The organism is Sinosporangium siamense (assembly GCF_016863435.1).
Taxonomy (GTDB): domain Bacteria; phylum Actinomycetota; class Actinomycetes; order Streptosporangiales; family Streptosporangiaceae; genus Sinosporangium; species Sinosporangium siamense.
This window is the reverse complement of the sequence record NZ_BOOW01000018.1, coordinates 124,742-142,092: the sequence shown is the minus strand read 5'-3', so window position 1 is coordinate 142,092 and position 17,351 is coordinate 124,742. Positions and strand designations below refer to the sequence as shown.

Genomic DNA, 17,351 nt, shown 5'->3' with positions numbered 1-17,351 from the left:
CTTCCCGGGAGCGCGCCACGGGGACGCCGCCGTGCGCGGCGGGTCACCGTACAGCGCGTGCGCGGCGGGTCACCGTTCGGGATTGGTGCACTTCAGGTCGACCTCCGGCTTGTACACCGTGACGTTCTTCTCGCGCTTAACCTCTTTGCCGTCCTTGATGAAGACCCGCGACACCTCGATGGTGAATCCCCTCGTGCCGACCATGGGAATGCACTTGGGCGCGTCGCTGGTCTCCCGCTTGAAGTCCGTGAAGTTGTACCGCGCCGACGACTCCGACTTGATCTCGTCGTAACGCTTGGTGCTCCAGAACGCCACCGTGACCGACGACGAGGTGTAGGACGTCTTGACGAGCACGCCGTACTTCGAGTCGTTGCGCCAGATGAAGTCCGGCTCTGGGAACGAAACGGTGGACTCCCGGCCCGCGGGATAGCGCGAGATGTAGAACTCGTGGGGTGTGTGCTTGACGTCCTGGAAACCGCCGAAGAACACGGCGTTGTACATCGTGGTCACGAACTGCGAGATGCCTCCGCCGACCGAGTCGACCAGGCGTCCGCCGGAGATCTGCGGCGCCTCCACGAAGCCCCGGGCCTTGTCACGTTCCCCCACCACCGTGTTGAGGGAGAAGGTCTCGCCGGGCCGCACGATGTAACCGTCGAGTATGCGGGCGATGGTCTGGATGTTGGTGACCCGCGGCGCCGGCGTGTAGGGCGTGGTGAACTCGCTCACCTTCTCGGTGATGCCGAGGCCCTTGATGTCCTTCACGTTCATCCGGGGCTTCACCTTGGTGATCTTCACGGGGATGGTACGGTTACCGCCCTTGGCGACGAACCCGGCCACCGAGCCGGCCAGCGCCTTGGCGTCCACCCCCTCGCCCGACTTGCCGGCCACGGGCTTCAGCTTGCCGCCGACCACGTTGAACGTCGCGTCCTTCGGCGCCTTGCCCGCAGGCACGAGCTTGGCGTCAAGCCCGGCCATGGCCTCGTGGGCTTCGAACTCCGGCCGCATGCCACCGCGTCCGTCGGCCACGAACGTCAGGTGCGCGGCGATCCTCGCGGCGGGGAGCTGCGCCTGCCTGCCGTTCGCGGTGAGCGTCAGCGGGCCCGAGACGGCCTTCTTGGCGGTGGCGAGGGTGCGCTTCACCGTCGCGGCGGAGACCTTCGGCTTGACCTCGGCCACGGTGAGCTGGATCGGCGTGCGCGGCCGCAGGAACGCGTCCTTCACGAGTTCGGCGGCGGCCTGCTGGTCGAGCTCCCTGCCGGTCTGCGACCCGATCGCCACCGGCGTGGTGCCCCGGTAGCGGATCTCGCTCTCGCGCGCCGGACGGTCGATCTTCTTGGCGACTGCGGCGACCGCCTCGGACAACTTGGCCGAGTCGGCCTTGACCTTGGCCTGGACGGTGGTGCCCGCGGTCAGCGCGCGCCACACCCCGGCGGGCGACGGGAAGCCGCTGGGCGCCTGCGCGACCGTGCCGGCGACATCGAACTCCAGCCCGGCCTTCTCCGGCACCACGGCGTGTTTGCGGCCGTACGCCTCAAGTTCAATCGACTCGCCGATCCGCTCGCTAAGCCGCTCCCGCAGCTTGTCGGCGGCCTCGGTGGCCGACAGGCCGCCGATGTCCACACCCTCGACGGTCGTCCGCGGTAACACGGCACCCGACATGACCAGCGCCGGGATCAAGTAGGCCAGACCGGCCAGCGCCACGACCGAGAGAAGCGCGATGAGAAGCCCCCGGCGGCTCTTCGGCTCGCCGTCGTCCCCGTCGCCTGAAGGGCGGGGCGCCGGCTTCGGCGCGGCGGGCGGCTTCGCCGGGCCGCGCCCCTGCGGGGGCGGCGGGGAGGCGGGACGTTCCTCGTTCGCCCCCGCTGCCATGGGCCACGGCTGCGGCACCGGGGCGGTGGACGGCAAAGCCGACGTGCCGTCCCCGTGCCCCGGCCGCTGACCGTGACCGTGACCGCCGGGCGGGCCGAACCCGGTGGAGCCGAAGATGTCGGGCGACACTCCGGGAGGGAGGCGGTTCGCGTCACGCTGGTCGTCCGGCGCTCCCCCGGGGCCCTGAGGACGGCCGGGGGGCGGGGTGAACGGGTGCGCGGGTCCGTGCGGCCCGCGCGGGCCGCCGTCACCGGGCGGCGTCTCCCGCGCGCTCAGGTAGGCCACGTCACCGTGGGGGGCGGCGAGAGGGTTGCCGTTCGGGTTGTGCGGGCCGTACGGCTGGTTCGGGCCGTGCGGGCCCGTGGGAGGTCCTGGGGGCGGCATGTGACCGCCTGGGGGCATCTGGCCCCCTGGAGGCATGGCACCGGCCGGGGGCATCTGACCGCCTCGTGGCATAGGACCACCCGGGGGCATCTGGCCACCCATGGGACCACTCTGCGGTGCCTGCCCGGCCGGAGGCATGGGGCCGTTTCCGGGCATCGGTCCTCTCGGCGGCATCCCCTCGCCCCAGGGCGCAGGCCCCGGCGCCGTCGGGCCGCCAGCAGAGGTCATCCCGGGATGCGGAACGTGCCCGCCCGGGGACATAGGACCGCCCGGCGAAGTCATCCCAGGAGGTATCCCCGGTGGAGGCATCCCAGGCGGGGGAAACTGCCCGCCCGGAGGCATCGGACCGCCCGGCGGGGCCGTCCCCGGTGGGGGTGCCTGTCCGCCCATGGGTGCGGGTCCCCCGGGGGGGATCGCTCCAGCGGGTGGTCCGGCCTGGCCGGGGGTGGCCGGGCCCTGTGAGGGGGTGGGTCCGGCGGAGGGAACCGCTCCAGCGGGGGGAACCGCAGAGAAAGGGTCCGTCGGTGGTCCTAGAGACGCTCCGGCGTTCCGCACGCCCCCGCCTCCTCTTCCCATGCAGTTCTACGAGTTCTGTGGTCGGTTAGGAGGAAGCCATGCCCATTCCGGACCTCGTCACCCGCGGTGACATTCGATCCTAGGTCAGCGGGTCCAGACGTGGCACTCTCCCCGGGACAAACCCTAGAGCACGTCCCCCTACATGTCATGAAAAGGGGCTCACGTATGAACGCGGGAAATGCCCCCTGACCGGCTATCCCGTCCACCTGTACCGGTGCTCCGGACGCCCGGCCGTGCCGTACTTCGGCCGCAGCTCCGCCCGCCCGGATGCGCAAAGATACTCAAGGTAACGCCGCGCACTCACCCGGGAGAGACCGGTGAGCACGGCGGCCTCCGCGGCCGAAAGATCAGAATCGGTCGTGCGTAGCGCTTCCGCCACAAGAGTGCAGGTGGTCGGGGACAACCCCTTGGGAAGCGGGGGTCCGCTGCCCTTGAAACCACCGAAAAGGCGGTCGACGTCGTCCTGCGCCACCTCCCCGCCGATGGCGACCAGCTGCCTCCGGGTCTCGGCGTATTGCTCCAATCGGTCGGTCAGCGCGGACGCCGTGAACGGCTTGATCAGATAGTTGACCGCGCCGCCGCGCATGGCCGCGCGGACCGTGGCGACGTCACGCGCCGCCGTGATGACGAGGATGTCCACCGGGTGCGCGACGCCACGGAGGGTCTGCAGCACATCCAGCCCCGACATGTCCGGAAGATAGATGTCAAGGAGCACAAGATCCGGCCGGTATTCCGCGACCGCGGCAATGGCGGCCCGCCCTGTGTGCGCGCTCCCCGCCACGGCGAACCCGGGCATCCTTGCCACATATCCGCTATGGATGCGAGCCACCATGAAGTCGTCGTCGACCACGAGCACACGAATCATCCCGTCACCTCCCGGACAGGATTGAGGGGGCTTGTGCCGTACGGCGGAAGCAAGGCGGTGAACACCGCCCCGTCGGCGTTGTGCACACGCACCCACCCTCCGCGCCGCAGACAGGTCTGGCGGGTCAACGCCAACCCCAGCCCGCGTGGGCCGGACAGCGCGGCCTTGGTGGTGAACCCCTCACGGAAGACCTCCTCGACCAGCTCGGGCGTGATGCCGGGCCCGGAGTCGCGCACCCGGACGTGGAGACCTTCCTCGTCGGTGCGCACCGAGACCTCCACGACCCCGCCTGTCCCCTCCAACGCGTCCAACGCGTTGGCCACCAGGTTACCGACCACGAGGACGGCGTCCTGTGGATCACCGAGCCCCTCGCCGTCGACATCGGAATCCTCGGCCAGCATCAACGACGCGCCCCGCTCGGCCGCCTCGGCGGACTTCGCCAGCAGGAGCGCCGCCAGCGTGGGGTCGGCGACCTGTGCCCGGATCTCAGCGGCGTACTGGTTGTACGCCTCGGTGGTCTGGGTGATGAACCGGACGGCGGCCTCGTGCTCGTCGAGCTCCAGCAGGCCGACGACCGTGTGCATCCGGTTGGCGAACTCGTGCGCCTGGGCTCTGAGCGCCTCGGTGGTGCTGCTGGCGTGGTCGAGTTCGCGCGCCAGCTGTATCAACTCGGTGCGGTCGCGCAGCGTGACCACCCAGCCGCGGTGCTGACCGCGGACCGCCACCGGAGTGCGGTTGAGCACCAGCACCCGGTCGCGGTGGAGCACGATCTTGTCCTCGCCCGGATCGTCGCCGCCTAGCACGTCCCGCAGGCGCCCAGAGAGCGGCATGTCGGCCAGGTCGCGGCCCACCAGGTCGCTCGAAAGGCCGAGCAGGTCGCTCGCCGCGTCGTTCAGCAGCGTGACCCTGCCGGTCAGGTCGAGGGCGAGCACCCCCTCCTTGACGCCGTGAAGCACACCCTCGCGCTGTTCGAGCAGCGCGGCGATCTCGCCGGGCTCCAGGCCGAAGGTCTGCCGCCGGACCCTGCTCGCGATCAGCGCGGAGATGAGAGTTCCCGCCGCGAGCACCCCGAGCACGGTGTAGACGAGCGGCGGCAGCGCGGCGCCGAGCTGGTCGGACACCGTGGCCTCCAGCACTCCGACGGAGGTCAGCCCGATGACGTCGCCCGCCTCGTTGAAGATCGGCGCCTTGCCGCGCACCGACCCCCCGAGGGTGCCGGTCTCTATGCCCGTCCACGTCCGCCCCGACTCGATCACCCCGGAGCCGTCGGTGGACAGCTTCTGCCCGATCAGCGATGCGTTGGGGTGGGCGTAGCGGATCTGATCGCGGTTGGCGATCACCACGAAGTCGGCCCTGGTCGCCGACTGCACGCTCAACGCGATCGGCTGCAGGAGCAGCTCGGGCTGGGGCTGCTCGAAGGCGGCCCGCACCTGGGGGAGGCCGGCTACCGACTCGGCGATGGCGAGGGCGCGTTGCCGATATTGATCGTCGAGTTGGCGGCGCGTGTGCTGAACCCACACCAACGCCGTCGCCCCGACCGCGAGAAGCACCATCACCATCTGCAACACAAACAACTGCGTGCCGAGAGAGCCGTTAAAGAGACGTCTCACCGCTTTCATGGAAACAGTCCCAGGTAACGGCTCGGTCGCGGAGCCCAGCTCAGCCATGACCAATACGACCTATACGACGCCAAGCGCACAAAGCATCGACACAGTGACCCGCAGCGCTCAGCATCCTCACCACACCGATTCTTTAAACGTTGGAGTAGACCCATGCGCCTTAGGAGACTTGCCGCCCTCGTGGCTGTTTCCCTCGCGGCCCTTACCGCTTGCAGTGGAACAGGCTCAGGATCCGGCTCGGCCGCCCTGCGCATCATGGTTCCCGCCGCCCCCGGTGGCGGCTGGGACCAGACCTCGCGTCAGGCGGAAGCCGCGCTCAAATCGCTCGACTCCGCCCCCAAGGTAGAGGTCTTCAACGTACCCGGTGCCGGAGGCACCATCGGCCTTGCTCAGCTGGCCGGTGAAAAGGGCAACGGCAACATGCTCATGACCATGGGCCTGGTCATGGTCGGCGCGATCGAGACGAACAAGTCGGCTGTCACCCTCAGCCAGACCACTCCGATCGCCAGGTTGACCGAGGAATACGAGATGATCGTCGTCCCGGCCAACTCGCCTTACAAGACGACGGCCGACTTCGTCACCGCCTGGAAGAAGGACCCGCCGAAACTCTCCATCGCCGGCGGCTCCCTCGGCGGCACCGACCACATCGTGGCCGGCCTGATGGCCGAGGCCTCCGGAATCGACCCCAAGCAGGTCAACTACATCGCCCACTCCGGCGGCGGCGAGGCGGTCACCGCGGTCCTCAGCGGCAAGGCCAGCGCGGCGATCTCCGGCGTCGGCGAGTTCCTCGAGTACGTCGAGAACGGCAAGTTGATCCCGCTCGCCGTCACCTCGGCCGAGCGTATCCGCGGCGTCGACGCCCCCACCCTCAAGGAGGGCGGCCTCGACGTGGTCCTCACCAACTGGCGCGGCATGGTCGCCCCCAACGGCATCAGCGACGCCGACAAGAAGAAGCTGACCGACATCGTGACCAAAATGCACGCCTCCCCCGCCTGGAAGGACACGCTCGCCAAGAACAACTGGGTCGACGCGTTCCAGGCCGGTCCCGAATTCGCTACGTACCTGCAGGACCAGGAGAAGCGGGTTAAGGGCATCATCTCCAGGATGGGAATCGGCTCCTGATGTCCGTTCAGGACCAGTCGGGCGGCGCCGCGAACAGCGGCGCCGCCCCGCCCACCCCCGTCACACGCAAATGGTGGCGGCCGGAGCTCGGATTCGCTCTCGCCGTACTCGCCCTCGGTGTCTTCGTGCTCGTCGACACGCGTAACGTCTCCGCTACCTCCTTGACCGGCCCGGGACCGCGTTTCTTCCCAATGCTCATCGGGGCGGCCGTGGTGCTGATCGGCGTTTTCTACACCATCGACGTGCTGCGCGGCGGGCACGGCGACCCCGAGGAGGGCGAGGACGTCGACAGCACGGCGCCCACCGACTGGAAGAGCCTCGGTCTGGTCAGCCTGGTCTTCCTCGGCTTCGTCCTGCTTGTCACCCCGCTCGGCTGGGTCATCGCCTCCGGGCTGCTGTTCTTCGGGATGGCCACCGTACTCGGCGCCAAACACCCGCTCCGCACCGTCGCAATCTCCGTGATCCTCGCCTTCGGGTCCTACTTCGCCTTCGCGAAAGGCCTCGGCGTCACCCTCCCGGCGGGCGTGCTCGAAGGGCTGATCTAGATGGATTCCCTGAACCTGCTTCTCGAAGGGTTCAACACCGCGCTGACGCCGATGAACCTGCTTTATGCGCTCGTCGGCGTCACCCTCGGCACTCTTGTGGGCGTTCTACCGGGCATCGGGCCCGCCATGACCGTGGCGCTCCTGCTCCCGATCACCTTCAACGCCCCGCCGGCCAGCGCGTTCATCATGTTCGCCGGCATCTACTACGGCGGTATGTACGGCGGTTCCACCACCTCGATCCTGCTGAACACCCCCGGCGAGAGCTCCTCCATGATCACCGCCCTGGAGGGCAACAAGATGGCCCGGCGCGGACGCGCCGCCCAGGCCCTCGCCACCGCCGCCATCGGCTCCTTCGTCGCCGGCACCATCGCGACCGCGCTCCTCGTCGTCGCGGCCCCAGCCGTCGCGGAGTTCGCCATCACGTTCGGCCCCGCCGACTACTTCGCGCTGTCGCTGCTGGCCTTCATCGCCGTCTCCGCGGTGCTCTCCCGCTCCATCGTGCGCGGTCTCGCCTCCCTCGGCATCGGCCTCGTCATTGGCCTTGTCGGCATCGACGCACAAAGCGGACAAGCCCGGCTCACCCTCGGCGTACCGCAGCTTCTCGACGGCATCAGCGTTGTGATCGTCGCAGTCGGCCTCTTCGCCCTCGGCGAGGCCCTCTACGTCGCCGCCCGGCTGCGCCACAACCCGCCCGACATCGTGCCCATCGGCCGCGCCTTCCTGGGCCGCTCCGACTGGAGCCGCTCCTGGCGCCCGTGGCTGCGCGGCACCGCCCTCGGCTTCCCCTTCGGCACCCTGCCCGGCGGCGGAGCGGAGATCCCCACCTTCCTCTCCTACGCCATCGAGAAGCGCCTGGCCAAGGGCGTGGCCAAAGAGGAGTACGGCAAAGGCGCGATCGAAGGCGTCGCCGGACCGGAAGCCGCCAACAACTCGGCCGCCGCGGGGGTCTTCGTCCCCCTGCTCACCCTCGGCCTGCCCACCTCCGCCACGGCCGCGATCATGCTCGCCGCCTTCCAGCAGTACGGCCTCCAGCCCGGGCCCCAGCTCTTCAACCACAACCCCGCGCTGGTCTGGGGCATGATCGCCTCTCTGCTCATCGGTAACCTCATGCTTTTGGTGCTGAACCTGCCGCTCGCCCCGATTTGGGCTCGCGTGCTGCGTGTGCCCAGGCCGTACCTCTACTCGGGCATCGTGTTCTTCGCCGCCCTCGGCGTCTATGCGCTGGAGGGCTCCTACATCGACCTGCTCGTGCTCTTCATCCTTGGCATGATCGGCTACGCCATGCGCCGCTTCGGGCTGCCCGTGGCGCCCGCGGTCATCGGGATGATCCTCGGGCCGATGTCGGAGATCCAGCTCCGCCGCGCCCTGGCCATGAGCGTGGGCGACATCACCGTCTTTGTGACCAGCCCCATCTCGGCCGTTCTCATTGGCCTCTCGCTTCTGGCACTGCTCACCCCCCTCTTCCGGTGGTATTTCGGCAAGCGCTCGCGCAGCCGCCGTCCCGGGCCGCCGGCCCCCGCCCGGGAACCCGTCGACCACAAGTAACCACGAAAGCTCCGCGGGCGTACGGCCTCGCGGAGCTTTCGTGTGCCTGAACCATGACCTCAGCCGGTGCCGGATGGGTCGCCGCGCCTGACGACATGCCCGGATTTCCGGGGATACCGCCGCCCGACGATCGCCTCGAACCACCTCAGCCGGTGACGCCCAGCTTCTCCAGGAGGAGTTCACGGGCGCGGCCGGCGTCGGCCTTGCCGCGGCTGGCCTTCATCACACCGCCCACCAGGGCACCGACCGCCGCGACCTTGCCGTTGCGGACCTTGTCGGCCGCATCGGCGTTGTCCGCGATGACCTGGTCGATGATCGCGGAAAGCTCGCCCTCGTCGTTGACGATCTGCAGACCGCGGGCCGCCACGACCTCGTCCGGCGAACCCTCACCCGCCAGCACCCCCTCAAACACCTGCCGGGCCAGCTTGTCGTTGAGCGCCCCCGACGCCACAAGCTCGGTGACCCGCGCCACCTGCGCCGGAGTGATCGCCAGCTCGGCGAGAGCCGTACCCGACTCGTTGGCGCGGCGGGCCAGCTCGCCCATCCACCACTTGCGCGCGTCCGCCGCCGGGGCGCCGGCCGCGACCGTGGCCTCGACAAGATCGACCGCGTCGGCGTTGTACATCGCCTCCATGTCGAGCGCCGACACACTCCACTCGGCCATGAGCCGCGCCCGCTTCACCGACGGCAACTCGGGCAGGGTCGCCTTCAACTCCTCTACGAAGGAGCGCGCCGGGGCGATCGGCACCAGGTCCGGCTCGGGGAAGTAGCGGTAGTCCTGCGCCTCCTCCTTCGACCTGCCGCTCGTCGTGGCCCCTGTGTCCTCGTGGAAGTGGCGCGTCTCCTGCACGATCCGGCCCCCCGCCGCGAGAACCGCGGCCTGCCGCTCGATCTCGTGCCGCACCGAACGCTCCACGCTGCGCAGCGAGTTGACGTTCTTGGTCTCGGTGCGCGTGCCCCACTCGGACGAGCCCCGCGGCATCAGCGACACGTTGACGTCACACCGCATGGAACCCTCCTCCATGCGCACATCCGACACCCCAAGCGCCCGCATCAGCTCACGCAACTCGGTCGCGTAAGCCTTCGCCACCTCCGGCGCCAGCGAGTCGGTGCCCTCGATGGGCTTCGTCACGATCTCAACCAGCGGAATGCCCGCCCGGTTGTAGTCCACGATCGAGTAGTCCGCCCCGTGGATGCGCCCGGTCGCCCCGCCCATGTGCGTGGACTTGCCGGTGTCCTCCTCCAGGTGCACCCGCTCGATCCCGACCCGGTGCACCTTCCCGTCCACCTCGACGTCCAGGTAACCGTCGAAGCACAACGGCTCGTCATACTGACTGATCTGGAAGTTCTTCGGCATGTCCGGGTAGAAGTAGTTCTTCCTCGCGAACCTGCACCACTCGGCGATCGAGCAGTTGAGGGCCAGCCCGATCCGGATCGTCGACTCGATCGCCTGCGCGTTGGCCACCGGCAACGCCCCCGGCAACCCCAGACACACCGGACAGACCTGCGTGTTCGGCGCCCCCCCAAACACCGTCGGGCACCCACAGAACATCTTCGACGCCGTGCCCAACTCCACGTGCGTCTCGATCCCCAGCACCGGCTCAAACCGCACCAGCGCCTCGTCGTAGGCCATCAGCGTGGTCGTCGTTTCAGTCACGGACAAGCTCCAGCTTCCTCAACGCCTCTACCGTCTCGTCCTTCCAGAGACGGTACGAAGGCAACCTTTCCAGGAGTTTCAGATTCAACGTTTCGGCGATCAAGGGGAGGTATTCACGCGGCTCGCGCCCCGCCCTGCGCCGACGCCTTCCGGCGGCGATGACATCATTCAATGTACGCTTCGGGTCCTTGAGCCGCTCCACATCGGAGATCTTTTCCCCGTCGCACACATCTTTCGGATTCCAGTCAGAGCCTGCGACACGCCTCAGAACAGCGGCGTCCGCCAAAGCCCAGCTTTCCATCTCGCGCACTGGAACCACATGCACCAGAGGTCGCCCAGGTCCACTTCGACCCCATTCACGGAGAAGAGGATCCCAATATTTCCGGGTCTCCCGGTTTATGTCAGCCGAGCCGTCGTAGTGGTGAAAAAGCAATGTCATGCCGACGGCAGCAAGCCTGGCGGTCCTGCAGATCGCCTCATGCTTGGACTCCTTGCCCCGCACGGTGACACGCAGCGGCTGAACGGCGGCGACGGTGATTCCATAAGGAAGGCACACACCCGCCAACGCGCGTTCAAGCAGCACCGGGAGAAAATCATAATCAGTGCAGCCCTCAGCCGTGATGAACGCGTTGAGCTGCTTCACGTCGCCGTCTCCAGAAGCTGCCTGGCCTCCTCGGCGGTGATCGCCGAATAGGCCAGACGCTCGGGCTCCGTGACCACATTTCCCACGTTCTTCTGCTCGACGCTCGAAGGCTCTGAGGAGATCAATTGGCGGGCACGCGAAATGCGGCTCGCCACTTCGGGGACATCGTCCGGCGCGGTGACCCAGTCCATGACGATGATGTCTTCTCTCCGCAATGTGAGGAGAAGCAAGGGAGAGTGACTGCTCATGATGAGCTGCGGCAGAGTGGTCTCTTCACCGACGTCGAGTGACGGCTCGGCCACGAGTTTTCGCAGACGCTGCACAAGCTCACGGAGCCGCTGAGGATAGATCCCGTTCTCCGGTTCCTCGAACCAGATCAACCCCGGATGCTCGGGATCGTAAAGCGCGGCGAGGAGCGCCAGCATACGAAGTGTGCCGTCGGAGGCCACGCGGGCACTGACCCTGCCCTCATCACGTGTGCGGAGGTAGACCTCGTATTGCTCCCTGGCGGTGTTCTCCTCGATCTCGATTCCGGCGAACCCCCGCACGACTTGGGCCATGTCCGCAGCGATCTCGTCCAGGGCGCTGCCGTATTCATCTCTTGTCGTGGCGAGAATTCTTTGCAGCACCATGGCGAGGTTGGCACCGTTGGGGTCCAGTCGCGCGCCACGCTGGTGCATCGAACTCGGCATCCGCAACGCGGCCGGGTCAAGCTGCAGGAAACGCCACGAAGAGATCTCCTTGCGCAGAGCGTAGAGAAGGGCAGACTCACCGGCTGAGGCGATGCTCGACAGCACGGTGGCCTCGGCCGCCAGGGCCGGCAACACTCGTTGCCCGCCCCTCTTTTCAGCCGCGATGAGGAACAGCGGCCGTTTCCTCTCGTCCAGCATCGTTGTCAGCAGAGCCGACTTGCGGCGATAGCGGAGAAAACGATCGCGGAACGAAGGGCTCACCCCGTGCCGGCGAGCCCAGAGATCCTCGCCGGCCCTGATGGGGGTGACCTCTTCACGAAGAACGAAAGGCCGGACGAACCCGTCGGCTCCATAGCGGCGCACGATCTCCAGGTGATAGCGAAGCCGCGTGTGCCTGATCTCGACCTCGGCACCGAACTGATCAACCACCGAGGGATCGACGAGCACCTCGACCGTGAACGACATCTTGTCCACGATCTGACCGTCGCCTCTGCGGCGAAACAGCTCCCCGAACTCCCCACGTGACTGGGCGAACGCCTCGCCTAGAGAAGGGGCCTCGACCAAGCGGCGAAGCAGCTGAATCGCATCGAAGAGGTTGGATTTGCCACTCGCGTTTGGACCGAGGACCACGAGGAACGGCGGCAGGTCGAGGCTGAAATCGGCGAAGGACTTGAACCCGTCGATCTCGATGCGTGTGAGCATGCCGCCGTCCCCCTCTCAGCCGGTTAGAGGGCCGGGGCCTTGGACAGCAGGTCGCCGCCCCAGCGGTCGTGGAGGGCGCGTTCGACGGCGGCGCCGACGCGGTAGCAGCGGTCGTCGCCGAGGACGGGGGCGATGATCTGCAGGCCGACCGGGAGGTCGTCCTCGTCGGCGAGGCCGCAGGGGATGGAGATGGCGGCGTTGCCGGCGAGGTTGGTGGGGATGGTGCAGAGGTCCGCGAGGTACATCGCCATGGGGTCGTCGGCGCGTTCGCCGATGGGGAAGGCGGTGGTGGGGGTGGTGGGCGAGATGAGAACGTCGACCTGGTGGAAGGCGGCCTCGAAGTCGCGGGCGATGAGGGTGCGCACCTTCTGCGCCTGGCCGTAGTAGGCGTCGTAATAGCCCGAGGACAGGGCATAGGTGCCGAGCATGATGCGGCGCTTGACCTCGGGGCCGAAGCCGGCGGCGCGGGTGAGGGCCATGACCTCTTCGGCGCTGCGGGTGCCGTCGTCACCGACGCGCAAGCCATATCGCATCGCGTCGAAGCGGGCGAGGTTGGACGAGACCTCGGAGGGGGCGATCAGGTAGTAGGCCGGGAGGGCGTAGGTGAACGACGGGCAGGAGAGCTCGACGACCTTGGCACCGAGGGATTCGAGGAGCTCGACCGTCTCGCGGAAGCGGGCCATGACGCCCGGCTGGTAGCCCTCGCCGCTGAACTCCTTGATGACACCGATGCGCAACCCGGCGACGTCGCCCTGCCTCGCGGCCTCGGCGACGGGCGGGACAGGGGCCTCGATGGAGGTGGAGTCATAGGGGTCGTGGCCGGAGAAGGCCTCGTGGAGGAGGGCCGCGTCGAGGACGTTGCGGGCGAAGGGGCCCGGGGTGTCGAGGGACGAGGCGAAGGCGATGAGCCCGTAGCGTGACGAACCACCATAGGTCGGCTTCATGCCGACGATGCCGGTCACGGCGGCGGGCTGGCGGATGGAGCCGCCGGTGTCGGTGCCGGTGGAGAGCGGCGCCTCGAAGGCCGCGACGGCGGCGGCGGAGCCGCCGGAGGAGCCGCCGGCGATGCGGGTGAGGTCCCACGGGTTGTGGGTGGGGCCGTAGGCGGAGTTTTCCGTAGAAGAACCCATGGCGAACTCGTCGAGGTTGGTCTTGCCGAGGAAGACCAGCCCGGCTTCGCGGAGCCTGCGGGTGATAGTGGCGTCGTAGGGCGGGCGCCAGTTCTCCAGGATGCGGGATCCCGCCGTGGTCGGCATGTCCACGGTCGTGAACACGTCCTTATGGGCGATCGGGACACCCGCCAGCGGGCCGAGCTCCTCGCCGGCGGCGCGCCGCTCGTCGACGGCGCGGGCCTGGGCGAGCGTGGTCTCGGCGTCGACGTGCAGGAACGCCTTGACCTTGCCCTCGACGGAGGTGATGCGGTCGAGGTGGGCCTGGGCGACCTCGACGGCGGAGGTCTCGCCGGAGGCGATCAACCGGCCGAGCTCGGCGGCCGACTTCTGGGTCAGGCTCATGCTTCTTCCCCCAGGATGCGCGGGACGCGGAAACGGTCGTCCTCGACGGCGGGGGCGCCGGACAGCGCCTGCTCGGGCGTGAGGCTCGGCCGCACCTCATCCGCGCGGAAGACGTTGGTCAGCGGGAGCGCGTGCGAGGAGGGCGGAACGTCCTCGGCGGCGACCTCGGCGACACGGGCCACCGCGCCGATGATGTCATCGAGCTGGGTGGCGAAGTGGTCGAGCTCGTCGTCGGACAGCGCCAGCCGGGACAACCGGGCAAGGTGCGCGACCTCGTCGCGGGTTATGGCGGACATGAGTCGTTGAACCCGTTTCTGGATGGCAATTGGACACTGTCATCCTAGGGCTGGTGACCCAACGTGGCCGAACTGATTAGCACGTTCGGCCACGTTGACCGATCCTTTGGCCATAGCTCAGCGTGCGAGCCACCGACAACCCCGGGGAGTACGGCGAAGCCGCACATGCCAGCCGATCGATCCTTTCGCCGCCCCCAGCGTGCAGGCCACCGAAAATCCCGAAAAATACGACATGCACGCTGACCGACCCCCTGCCCCGGCCGTCCACTCCCCCGGAAACCACGGCCACGCCGTAGATCCTTCGACCACCTCTGTCCCGCGAGCCCCCGACAAGTACGTGTGCCTTGCTCCAACGCCGACCCGGCTCCGCCGTACAACCATCCGCACTCACCGCCCGGCCTGAGGGCCACCGGCGAGTAGAGCTAAGCCGTACGTATGCCTTGTCCTCCAACGCCGACCCGGCTCCGCCGTACAAAGCATCCGCCCCCACCACCCGGCCTGCGATTGCGGCTAAGCCGTGCGTGTGTCCAAGTGAGGGGTGGGGCGGGGCAGCGGGGACGGTGTCGGGGTCAACGTCGGTGGTCCCTGGGGCATGAGGGTGCCGTCGTCGAGGTGCCGGCGTAGCCAGTCGGTCGCCTCCGCGGCGGGCATGGCCTCGCCGAACAACCAGCCCTGCCCCATGTCGCACCCCATGGCGGCAAGGAATCGTGCGGTCTCATCGGATTCGACGCCTTCGGCGACCGACCGCAGGCCGAGGGAGCGGACGAGGTCCACTATCGAGCGGACGATGCGCTCGTCGTCGGGAGACACCTGGATGCGCCGGATGAAAGAGGCGTCGATCTTCACTTCGGCGACCGAGAGGCGCTGGAGGCGGACGAGGGACGAGTAGCCGGTGCCGAAGTCGTCGAGGGACAGGGCGATGCCCGTGCGGGCGATGGACCTGATCGTGTCGGCGGTGTATGCCTGGTCGGTCATCAGGATGCGCTCGGTGACCTCAAGCTGAATGGCCTTGGCGGGCAGGCGGTGAGCCTTGAGGCCGGCCTGGAGTTGATCGGGCATGGCCGAGTCGAGCAGGTCGCGTGCGGTGACGTTGATCGAGACCTGGGTGCGTAAACCGGTGTGCCACCAGCGGGCCGTCTGCTCCAGCACCGCGTCGATCACGAACTCCGTGAGCTGGCGCATCAGGTAGGACTGCTCGGCGAGGGGGATGAACTCGGCGGGGGCGATCGGGCCGCGCACGGGGTGGTTCCACCGCAACAGGGCCTCCATGCCGCGCACCTGGCCGCCGACGAGGTCCATTTTGGGCTGGTAGTGCAGGCAGAGCTCGTTGTTGTCGACGGCGCGGCGGAGATCGCCGAGCAGGTTGAGCCGGTCGGGCGAGTTGCGGTCCTTGGCGGGGAGGTATTCCTCGACTCCGCTGCGGCTCTCCTTCGCGAGATACATTGCGACGTCGGCGCGCTGGAGGAGCAGCTCGAAGTCGGGCGCGTGGTCGGGATAGAGCGCGATGCCCACCGAGGCGTCCACGTCGAAGGTCATGCCTTCGAGCCGGACCGGCTGGGTCAGCGCCACCCGCAGGCGCGCGGCGACCTCCCGGGCGGCGGTGATGTCCCTGATGGACGGCAGAAGCACCGCGAACTCGTCGCCGCCGAGCCGGGCCACCATGTCGCCGGGGCGCACGCTGTGGGTGAGGCGGTGGGAGACGATCTGGAGGAGCCGGTCGCCCACGGGGTGGCCCAGCGTGTCGTTGACCTCTTTGAATCGGTCGAGGTCGAGCAGGAACAGGCCCACCCGCTCGTCGGCGCGGGCCTCGGTCAGCGCCTCCTCGGTGCGCTCCATCAGCCGCTTGCGGTTGGGCAGGCCGGTCAGCCCGTCGTGCAGGGCCTGGTCTTCGCGGCGCACCGACAACATCGCGGTGAAGTAGACGGCCGCGAGGGGGGCCACGAACAGCGGCACGAGGGACGGCGACTGCACCATGACCACGACGATCAAGGGGGCGAGGCCGAGGAGGCCGGCGTAGACCAGGCTCTGGTGCGGAATGGTGGCGGCGATCACGCGGAGCACCGGCCGGCGCTCGTGGATCGCGCATGCGGCGCATACGAGGGTGGCGCGGATGGCGAAGTAGGCGACCCCGGCCAGGGCGATGGCGAGGAGGTCGGCCCCGCCGGGAGTCCACGGCTCCGAGGGGGTGGGCCGGATGCCGAAGGCGCTCAACATGACGGCTGCTATGGCGCAGGCGAGCGTCGCCTGGGCGATGTTGAACAGGACGCGGTGCCAGGACTTGCGCGTGACCATGCCGTTGACCGCCACGGCGACGGCCTGGAGGGCGACGGCGACGCTCGGCCCGTAGTGCAGCAGCGCGGCGAAGGTGAACATCGTCGACGGGTAGGTGCCTCCGACCACGGCGGACGAGGACACCATGACCGGGCGGAGTTCTCCGAGGATGATGAGGACACCGAGCACCCATAGCAGCGGCTGGTCGGCGAGCCTGCCGAAGTCGACGGTGCCGAAGCCTACGAAAGTTGCCACAAGCGCGGTGAAACCGAAGGCGATGACGACTGTTAGATACGTCCACAGGGGTGAGCCGATGCGGGGACCTGTGTCACGTGTGTCATTTGGGTCGGTCATGAGTAACGAAACCCCCAGGAGTTCACTATGGGAGACTACGACCTTTGAACCACTTCGCGAAACCAGTTGAGTACGTTGCGTCACTACCGGCTATACGAGGATCACGTAGCCCGCTCCCATTAGTCCGACTTGCTCCCTGAATGAGCGTTTCATCCTGTGGAGCGTCCTGCGAGGAGATGGCCGGGCAGGCCAGGCGGCCACCCACACGACCGACAGCAGGATCGTGGATAAAACGAGAAATGATTGCTGACCAGGGCCCCCCTTGGCCCGTCAATCTGCGAAATCCCCCAAACCCATCATGCCGTCCCACCCGCTCCTGTGGGTGGGCACACGCAAGACGTAGTTTTTATTGTGATATACCGAACCCCGAGATGCGCGAACATTTATGCCACTTCGCCCCCCTCCACTAAAAAAGTGCACTTCATCCTGCCTTTCGGTACAGTGATCTTCTGCGGGCACGACGACCAGACCTCCCCACATGGATGGCCGAGGCCGACTATCTCGACGGCCGGCGGACACTCACCGACGGCTCCGCCGACGCCTCGACGACGGTTTCGTTAACGACTTCAAGGGCGACCCGCCAGACCGCCCCCTCGGCAAAGCGGCACCGATCATCCGCACGCCTCACCGGCCCCGCCCTTCACCCGGCGCCCCGCCTCCACCCGGCGGACCGCCCAAGCGGGCATGCAAGATCAGC

The 17,351-nt window shown here is 68.0% G+C and carries 12 protein-coding genes; 3 read left to right on the top strand and 9 right to left on the bottom strand.

Annotated elements, in window-relative coordinates:
- Positions 1-69: 69 nt before the first annotated feature.
- The 3 genes from Ssi02_RS13910 to Ssi02_RS13900 form a co-directional block, all read right to left on the bottom strand.
- Positions 70-2,271 (bottom strand): VanW family protein, encoded by a 2,202-nt coding sequence (locus Ssi02_RS13910; RefSeq protein WP_204025569.1) that lies wholly within the window; start codon positions 2,269-2,271, stop codon positions 70-72.
- A 751-nt stretch (positions 2,272-3,022) separates the two neighbouring features.
- On the bottom strand, positions 3,023-3,694 hold the full coding sequence (locus Ssi02_RS13905; RefSeq protein ID WP_204025567.1) for a response regulator: 672 nt from the start codon (positions 3,692-3,694) through the stop codon (positions 3,023-3,025).
- Positions 3,691-5,304 carry an ATP-binding protein gene (locus Ssi02_RS13900; protein ID WP_204025565.1) on the bottom strand — a complete coding sequence of 538 codons (1,614 nt, stop codon included), beginning with the start codon at positions 5,302-5,304 and terminating at the stop codon, positions 3,691-3,693. The genes Ssi02_RS13905 and Ssi02_RS13900 overlap by 4 nt, the downstream gene beginning before the upstream one ends.
- Before the next feature lie 189 nt (positions 5,305-5,493).
- Here Ssi02_RS13900 and Ssi02_RS13895 point away from each other — a divergent pair, with 189 nt between their 5' ends.
- The 3 genes from Ssi02_RS13895 to Ssi02_RS13885 are packed head-to-tail and all read left to right on the top strand — an operon-like array spanning position 5,494 to position 8,525.
- Entirely contained in the window at positions 5,494-6,435 is a 942-nt protein-coding gene (locus Ssi02_RS13895; RefSeq protein ID WP_239128896.1) for a tripartite tricarboxylate transporter substrate binding protein, read from the top strand.
- Positions 6,435-6,980, top strand: a complete 546-nt coding sequence (locus tag Ssi02_RS13890) for a tripartite tricarboxylate transporter TctB family protein (protein WP_204025561.1) — start codon at positions 6,435-6,437, stop codon at positions 6,978-6,980. Before Ssi02_RS13895 ends, Ssi02_RS13890 begins: the two co-directional genes overlap by 1 nt.
- Positions 6,981-8,525: a tripartite tricarboxylate transporter permease gene (locus Ssi02_RS13885; protein WP_204025559.1), complete on the top strand. Its 1,545-nt coding sequence runs from the start codon at positions 6,981-6,983 to the stop codon at positions 8,523-8,525. It abuts the gene before it with no gap.
- A gap of 145 nt (positions 8,526-8,670) precedes the next feature.
- Here Ssi02_RS13885 and gatB read toward each other — a convergent pair whose 3' ends face one another.
- The 6 genes from gatB to Ssi02_RS13855 form a co-directional block, all read right to left on the bottom strand.
- A complete protein-coding gene (gatB, locus tag Ssi02_RS13880; RefSeq protein ID WP_275410671.1) occupies positions 8,671-10,182 on the bottom strand; it encodes an Asp-tRNA(Asn)/Glu-tRNA(Gln) amidotransferase subunit GatB in 1,512 nt (503 codons plus the stop codon).
- Positions 10,175-10,825: a DUF4276 family protein gene (locus Ssi02_RS13875; protein WP_204025557.1), complete on the bottom strand. Its 651-nt coding sequence runs from the start codon at positions 10,823-10,825 to the stop codon at positions 10,175-10,177. Before Ssi02_RS13875 ends, gatB begins: the two co-directional genes overlap by 8 nt.
- Positions 10,822-12,219 (bottom strand): AAA family ATPase, encoded by a 1,398-nt coding sequence (locus Ssi02_RS13870; protein ID WP_204025555.1) that lies wholly within the window; start codon positions 12,217-12,219, stop codon positions 10,822-10,824. Before Ssi02_RS13870 ends, Ssi02_RS13875 begins: the two co-directional genes overlap by 4 nt.
- Before the next feature lie 23 nt (positions 12,220-12,242).
- On the bottom strand, positions 12,243-13,733 hold the full coding sequence (gene gatA / locus Ssi02_RS13865) for an Asp-tRNA(Asn)/Glu-tRNA(Gln) amidotransferase subunit GatA (RefSeq protein ID WP_204025553.1): 1,491 nt from the start codon (positions 13,731-13,733) through the stop codon (positions 12,243-12,245).
- Positions 13,730-14,029 (bottom strand): Asp-tRNA(Asn)/Glu-tRNA(Gln) amidotransferase subunit GatC, encoded by a 300-nt coding sequence (gatC, locus tag Ssi02_RS13860; protein WP_204025551.1) that lies wholly within the window; start codon positions 14,027-14,029, stop codon positions 13,730-13,732. Before gatC ends, gatA begins: the two co-directional genes overlap by 4 nt.
- 510 nt (positions 14,030-14,539) lie before the next feature.
- On the bottom strand, positions 14,540-16,654 hold the full coding sequence (locus Ssi02_RS13855; protein WP_204025549.1) for a putative bifunctional diguanylate cyclase/phosphodiesterase: 2,115 nt from the start codon (positions 16,652-16,654) through the stop codon (positions 14,540-14,542).
- Positions 16,655-17,351 lie beyond the last annotated feature (697 nt).

Bases quoted from the DNA above. Each gene is read 5' to 3' on its own strand.
- Ssi02_RS13910 (WP_204025569.1), bottom strand. From the start codon at position 2,271: ATGCCCCCAGGCGGTCACATGCCGCCCCCAGGACCTCCCACGGGCCCG.
- Ssi02_RS13905 (WP_204025567.1), bottom strand. From the start codon at position 3,694: ATGATTCGTGTGCTCGTGGTCGACGACGACTTCATGGTGGCTCGCATC.
- Ssi02_RS13890 (WP_204025561.1), top strand. From the start codon at position 6,435: ATGTCCGTTCAGGACCAGTCGGGCGGCGCCGCGAACAGCGGCGCCGCC.
- Ssi02_RS13885 (WP_204025559.1), top strand. From the start codon at position 6,981: ATGGATTCCCTGAACCTGCTTCTCGAAGGGTTCAACACCGCGCTGACG.
- Ssi02_RS13870 (WP_204025555.1), bottom strand. From the start codon at position 12,219: ATGCTCACACGCATCGAGATCGACGGGTTCAAGTCCTTCGCCGATTTC.
- gatA (WP_204025553.1), bottom strand. From the start codon at position 13,733: ATGAGCCTGACCCAGAAGTCGGCCGCCGAGCTCGGCCGGTTGATCGCC.
- gatC (WP_204025551.1), bottom strand. From the start codon at position 14,029: ATGTCCGCCATAACCCGCGACGAGGTCGCGCACCTTGCCCGGTTGTCC.
- Ssi02_RS13855 (WP_204025549.1), bottom strand. From the start codon at position 16,654: ATGACCGACCCAAATGACACACGTGACACAGGTCCCCGCATCGGCTCA.